Raw genomic sequence first — 6,151 nt, 5'->3', positions numbered from 1 at the left:
CCCCCCCCCCCCCCCCCCCCCCCCCCCCCCCCCCCCCCCCCCCCCCCCCCCCGCTCCCACAGGTTCTGCGTCTTGACCGGCGATCACGCGTAGAATCACCACTTGAATAAAATCGTTGAGGTTGCAGTGGTGGATTTACAGCAGGGCTTCGTCCTGACCCGGCATTGGCGCGATACCCCGGCCGGCACGGAAGTCGAGTTCTGGCTGGCGACCGATGCCGGTCCCCGGCGTGTCCGCCTGCCGCATCAACCGTCGGTAGCGTTCATTCCGGCAGCCCAGCGTGAGCAAGCCGAAGGGATGCTGCACGGCGAAAAAAATGTCGAGCTGAAGCCCTTGGCCCTTCTGGACTTCGAACACCGCCCGGTGCTCGGCCTGTATTGCCAGCAGCACGGTCAGTTGATGCGCCTGGAAACCGCGCTGCGCAGATCAAGCGTCGATGTATTCGAAGCCGACGTCCGCCCGCCGGAACGCTACATGATGGAGCGTTTCATCACCGCTCCCGTTTTGTTCGGCGGCACGCCCAGCGCCGAAGGTCTGCTGCTCGACGCGCAAATGAAACCCGACCCCGGCTACCGACCGAACCTCAGGCTGGTCTCCCTGGACATCGAAACCACCGCTCAGGGCGAGCTGTATTCCATTGCCCTGGAAGGCTGCGGCGAGCGGCAGGTGTACATGCTCGGGCCGCCCAATGGCGATGACCGTGGGGTGGATTTCCAGCTCGAATACTGCGATTCGCGAACCCTGCTGCTGAAAAAACTCAATGAATGGTTCGCCCGGCACGACCCCGACGCGATCATCGGCTGGAACGTCGTGCAGTTCGATCTGCGCGTTCTGCACGAACATGCTCGGCGCTTGGCGGTGCCGCTGAAGCTGGGGCGTGGCGGCGAAGAAATGCACTGGCGCGAACACGGCAGTGGCAACCATTACTTCGCTTCGGCTGCCGGCCGGTTGATCATCGATGGCATCGAATCGCTGCGTTCGGCGACCTGGAGCTTTCCCTCGTTCAGCCTGGAAAACGTCGCACAAACCCTGCTGGGCGAGGGCAAGTCGATCGACAACCCGTACCAGCGCATGGACGAAATCAATCGCATGTTCGCCGAGGACAAACCAGCCCTGGCGAAGTACAACCTCAAGGACTGCGAACTGGTGACGCGGATCTTCGCCAAAACCGAATTGCTGACCTTCCTGCTCGAGCGCGCCAGCGTCACCGGTTTGCCGGCGGACCGCAGCGGTGGCTCGGTGGCGGCTTTCACTCACCTGTATATGCCGTTGATGCACCGACAGGGCTTCGTCGCGCCGAACCTTGGCGGCAAACCACCGCAGGCCAGCCCCGGCGGTTTTGTCATGGACTCGCAACCAGGGCTGTACGAATCGGTACTGGTGCTCGACTACAAAAGCCTCTATCCGTCGATCATCCGCACCTTCCTGATCGACCCGGTGGGCTTGATCGAAGGGCTCAAGCATCCCGACGACAGCGAGTCGGTGCCGGGCTTTCGCGGTGCACGTTTTTCAAGAACCCGGCATTGCCTGCCGGCCATTGTCGCCCGGGTCGCCGAAGGTCGCGAAACCGCCAAGCGCGAACACAACGTGCCGTTGTCCCAGGCGCTGAAGATCATCATGAATGCGTTCTATGGTGTGCTGGGCTCCAGCGGTTGCCGCTTCTTCGATACACGGCTGGCCTCGTCCATCACCTTGCGCGGGCACGAGATCATGTTGCGCACCCGCCAGTTGATCGAAGCCCAAGGCCACGCGGTGATCTACGGCGACACCGACTCCACCTTCGTCTGGCTGCGCCGCGCCCACGGTCAGGCAGAAGCCGCGCAGATCGGCCATGCGCTGGTGGATCACGTCAACCAGTGGTGGCGCGAGCATGTGAAACAGGAATACGGGCTGGAAAGTGCCCTGGAGCTGCAGTTCGAAACCCACTACAAGCGCTTTCTGATGCCGACCATTCGCGGCGCCGAGGAGGGCAGCAAGAAGCGCTATGCCGGATTGGTCACCCGCGCCGACGGCACCGATGAAATGGTCTACAAGGGCCTGGAAACCGTGCGCACCGACTGGTCGCCGTTGGCCCGGCAATTCCAGCAGGAGTTGTACCTGCGCATCTTCAATCGCAAACCCTATCAGGACTATGTTCGTGACTATGTGCGCAAGACCTTGGCCGGCGAATTCGACGAACGCCTGATCTATCGCAAACGCCTGCGCCGTACCCTCGACGACTATCAACGTAACGTGCCGCCCCATGTGCGGGCCGCGCGGATCGCCGATGACTACAACGACCAGCAGGGACGACCGCGGCAATATCAGAATGGCGGCTGGATCAGTTATGTAATCACCGTCGCCGGCCCCGAGCCGCTGGAAATCCGCAGCGCGCCCATCGATTACGACCATTACGTCACCCGGCAGCTGCAACCGGTGGCGGATGCGATCCTGCCGTTCGTGGATGACGATTTCTCAACGCTGATTGGGGGGCAACTGGGCCTGTTTTGAGTCCAGCAGCGACAACGTCCAGTCATCCGGTATGCCGTGAAAATACTGATCCAGCGCCTGATGGAACAGGCTGCCTTTTGGCGAAACCTGGGCGAACAGTGTCATCGATGAGTGAAATTTGAGGTTGTCGGGATGGCCGAAAATCTTGGCGATCGAGCTTTGAGGAATGTCCAGAACCAGTTGCGTGCACATGCGCAAGCGTGGCCCCAGTAACGGATGCTTCAGGTACGCCGTGGCTTCTTCACTGGAGCGAATGGCGAAGTAACGGGACATCTCGCTGTCGCCCAACCCGGAAAACTGCGGAAAGATAAACCACATCCAGTGCCGGCGCTTCTGGCCGGCGCGCAGCTCTTCCTGCACCCATTCGAACACAGGGTCTTGCGCCTGAACGAAGCGTGGCAAATTGAAAGCGTCGAGCTGATCGGTACTTCTCATGCCGATGCCCTCTGACAAACCGCGATGGCTCAGACCATGGCCAACCGCTGCTTACGTTGTGGCGCGCGAAACGCTTGGTCCAGCGCCTCCAGATCCCCGACTTCAAGCCGCAACTGCGCCGCTTGTGCATTGAGCTGCACATGCTCGGGTCGGACCGCTTTGGGGATGGCGATCACGCCGTTCTGACGCAGAATCCATGCCAGCGCTACCTGCGCCGGTGTCGCCTCGTGACGGGCGGCAATCTGCTTGAGCGTCGAGTTGGCCAGCATGTGCCCGCCCTGGCCGATCGGACAATAAGCCATTACCGGCATCCTTTGATGTTGGCTCCAGGGAAGCAAATCGAACTCGATGCCGCGTTCTTCCAGGTTATACAGCACCTGATTGGTGGCGCAGGCCGGGGAGGCCAGTTCTTCCAGGTCATCCAGATCGAAATTGGACACACCCCAACGGCCGATCTTGCCATCTTCGCGCAGGCGTTCGAAGGCTTCGACGGTTTCCACAAGGGGATAATCGCCGCGCCAGTGCAACAGGTAGAGATCGATGTAATCGGTATTCAACCGCCGCAGGCTGCGCTCGCAGGCCTGGGGGATGCCTTTGCGGCTGGCGTTGTAAGGGTAGACTTTGCTGACCAGAAAAACCTGGTCGCGCCTGCCTGCGATGGCTTCACCCACCACCTCTTCAGCGCCTCCTTCTGCGTACATTTCAGCGGTGTCGATCAGGGTCATGCCCAATTCGATGCCCAAACGTAGCGCTGCAACTTCCTTTGTGTGTCGGGAGCGTTCCTCTCCCATGCGCCAGGTTCCTTGGCCAATGACCGGCACTTGGCTGCCGGCCAGCTCAAGAGTACGCATGCATCCTCCTTTCTAAACTCCGATCGATACTTCAGTTGGCAGCAAAATGGCCCGGTGGTTCCGTGGCGATCTCGAAAGATCGCAGCCTCTGTAGGCGCTGCCGAAGGCTGCGATCTTTTGATCTTCTGACCTACAGGGTAGAAAACTTGTACACCGTAGTCTGGGTATAGCTCTTGCCCGGATCCAGCCGTGTGGACGGGAAGTTCGGCTGGTTCGGCGAATCCGGATAATGCTGAGTCTCCAGAGTAAACGCCCCCCAATGCGGATAAATCTTGCCAGCCTTGCCCTTGACCGTGCCATCAAGGAAGTTGCTGGTATAGAACTGCACACCCGGTTCAGTAGTGTAGAGCTGCAACCGGCGGCCGGATTGCGGATCGCTGACATCGGCAGCGAGTTTGCCCAGATCACCCTTGGCGTCCAACACCCAGTTGAAATCGAAACCGCCTTGTTTCGGTTCGGCGAACTTCAGTTGCGGGTGATCAGCCTTGATGTGTTGACCGATGGCGGTCGGTTGGGTGAAGTCCATGGGTGTGCCGGCGACCGGGGCCAGTTCACCGGTAGGGATCAGTTTGCCGGTGACCGGCGTGTAACGGGCTGCATGCAAAGTCGCAAGCTGCTTCAGTACGTCGCCGTTGCCCGCGCCGGCCAGGTTGAAATAACTGTGGTTGGTCAGGTTCAGCACGGTGGGTTGGTCGGTGCTGGCCTTGTACTCGATGCGCAGTTCATTGCTCTCGGTGAGGCTGTAGGTGACTTCGGTTTTCAGGTTGCCCGGGAACCCCATTTCACCGCCCGCCGACAGATACGTCAGGGTCACGCCCACCGAATCCTTGCCTTTGCTCGGTTCGGCTTTCCACACCCGTTTATCAAAACCCTGGGCCCCGCCGTGCAGTGAATTGCTGCCGTCGTTGAGTGGCACCTGATAGCGCTTGCCGTCCAGCTCGAAGGCACCGTTGGCCAGGCGATTGCCGAAGCGGCCGATGGTCGCGCCGAAGTACGCGGTGCCGCTTTGGTAACCTTGCACATCGTCGAAGCCCAGCACTACATCGTCGAGCTTGCCGTTTTTGTCCGGCACTTTCAGTGACTGCAGAATCCCGCCGTAGGTAATGACCGTGGCTTGCAGGCCATGGCTGTTGCGCAAGATGTATTGCTCGACGGGTGTGCCGTCACTGGTTTTGCCGAAGGCTTTCTGTTCGCTGGACAAGCCGGCGGCATGAGCGGGGAGGGTGGCGATCATCAGGGACAGTCCGAGGCCGGAGAGCAGGTAGCGAGATTGAAGCATGGTTGACCTTCCTTTTTGTTGTTTTGTGAGAAGTAGTCATACTAATAATCGAGTTTTAACGCGATCAAGGAAGGATTTATAGCTTATCTATGGGGTGTTGCAATTATAAAGTATGACTAATAAAGATCCGCTTTCACGGTGATCCGCGTTTACGGACCACCGGCACTGCACTTTTTCGGCTTTCGCGGTTCTATCCTTGGCCAGCCCGCGGCGATCCCCACCGCCGGCCCATGCCCAAGTTCAAGAACCCATGGCTCCAGTTTTACCCCGCTTTACCCCGCACATTCGCCGTTATTGCTGGCTGCTGACTGGCTTGTCGATGCTCTTCGTCAGTGGTTGCAGTCATCAGCCGGGCAACGATATCGTCAGCCAGTTTCGCAACGGCCAACCCCAGGAATTCCTCCAGACCAGCGTCGACCGCATGGCGACCCTGACGATGCGTGACAACCTCGAAAGCCTTTACCTGCTGATGAACAAGCTCTACCTGCGCAACCCGGAGGAGCTGAAGAAATCCGGCTTCCTCGATGTAGGCACCGCGGAAAAACAAGTGCGCATGGCCATCGAACAGCAAGAGCCGCTACCCACTCTCGGCGGCAAAAAAGACCTCGCCGCGCTGAGCTACGCCATGAGCCCGGAATTCCTCGGCGACCGGGTCGGTGCCTTTATCTATGCCATCGGCAGCATGCTGGTCACCGCCCACGGCAATCGGCTGGAGTTCTACATGACGGATGCGATCAACCCGACCTTCGTCAGCAATGCCGCGCGCAACATCGAGAAGGCCACCTGGATCTTGAGTCAGCGACAAAACAAGCAAGGCGAGCCGTTGCTGTTTTCCAACGAAATCTCGGAGGAGGGCAGCAACCTGAGCTTTGCCGTGGAGTTCGGCAAAATCGTCGCACGGCTGGACTTGCTGACCCAGATGCTCGACGAACGCTACCGGCGGATCGGCCTCAACTATGCCCAGAGTTTGCTGTTCCTGAATTTCTTGCCAGTGCAGTAATTCGAGTAGTGAACCCAATCCCTGTGGGAGATTCTATGGTTGAGGGAAAGCCCTCAACTGGCTTTTGGCTGGTATTCGCTTTGCCCTTTCAGCAAG

Annotated in this window: 5 protein-coding genes; 2 read left to right on the top strand and 3 right to left on the bottom strand. The window is 59.4% G+C overall.

The annotated features are described in order from the left end of the window. Positions 1-129 precede the first annotated feature (129 nt). Positions 130-2,490 carry a DNA polymerase II gene (locus tag AC1RQB_RS28050; protein ID WP_109790696.1) on the top strand — a complete coding sequence of 787 codons (2,361 nt, stop codon included), beginning with the start codon at positions 130-132 and terminating at the stop codon, positions 2,488-2,490. On the opposite strand, the gene AC1RQB_RS28045 is transcribed toward AC1RQB_RS28050, so the two are convergent. From AC1RQB_RS28045 to AC1RQB_RS28035, 3 genes are all read right to left on the bottom strand, one after another. Beyond that, positions 2,455-2,925 carry a DUF1810 domain-containing protein gene (locus tag AC1RQB_RS28045; protein ID WP_008071147.1) on the bottom strand — a complete coding sequence of 157 codons (471 nt, stop codon included), beginning with the start codon at positions 2,923-2,925 and terminating at the stop codon, positions 2,455-2,457. The two genes, AC1RQB_RS28050 and AC1RQB_RS28045, sit on opposite strands and share 36 nt — an antisense overlap. A gap of 29 nt (positions 2,926-2,954) precedes the next feature. Further along, a complete protein-coding gene (locus AC1RQB_RS28040; RefSeq protein WP_008071146.1) occupies positions 2,955-3,776 on the bottom strand; it encodes an aldo/keto reductase in 822 nt (273 codons plus the stop codon). A gap of 130 nt (positions 3,777-3,906) precedes the next feature. Beyond that, the gene (locus AC1RQB_RS28035) at positions 3,907-5,055 is read right to left on the bottom strand and encodes an aldose epimerase family protein (RefSeq protein WP_063340968.1); all 1,149 of its coding nucleotides are present in this window, start codon (positions 5,053-5,055) and stop codon (positions 3,907-3,909) included. Between the two features lie 250 nt (positions 5,056-5,305). Between AC1RQB_RS28035 and AC1RQB_RS28030 the strand changes: the two genes are divergently transcribed. Further along, positions 5,306-6,055, top strand: coding sequence for a hypothetical protein (locus AC1RQB_RS28030; protein ID WP_063340967.1), 750 nt, complete (start codon positions 5,306-5,308; stop codon positions 6,053-6,055). Positions 6,056-6,151: the final 96 nt, after the last annotated feature.

It is taken from the genome of Pseudomonas sp. GW822-FHT02E03, assembly GCF_058802325.1.
This window is presented reverse-complemented; position numbering and strand designations above follow the sequence as displayed.

What these genes read in the sequence shown, in the direction of transcription:
- AC1RQB_RS28045 (WP_008071147.1), bottom strand. Translation starts at nt 2,925, where the DNA reads ATGAGAAGTACCGATCAGCTCGACGCTTTCAATTTGCCACGCTTCGTT.
- AC1RQB_RS28040 (WP_008071146.1), bottom strand. Translation starts at nt 3,776, where the DNA reads ATGCGTACTCTTGAGCTGGCCGGCAGCCAAGTGCCGGTCATTGGCCAA.
- AC1RQB_RS28035 (WP_063340968.1), bottom strand. Translation starts at nt 5,055, where the DNA reads ATGCTTCAATCTCGCTACCTGCTCTCCGGCCTCGGACTGTCCCTGATG.
- AC1RQB_RS28030 (WP_063340967.1), top strand. Translation starts at nt 5,306, where the DNA reads ATGGCTCCAGTTTTACCCCGCTTTACCCCGCACATTCGCCGTTATTGC.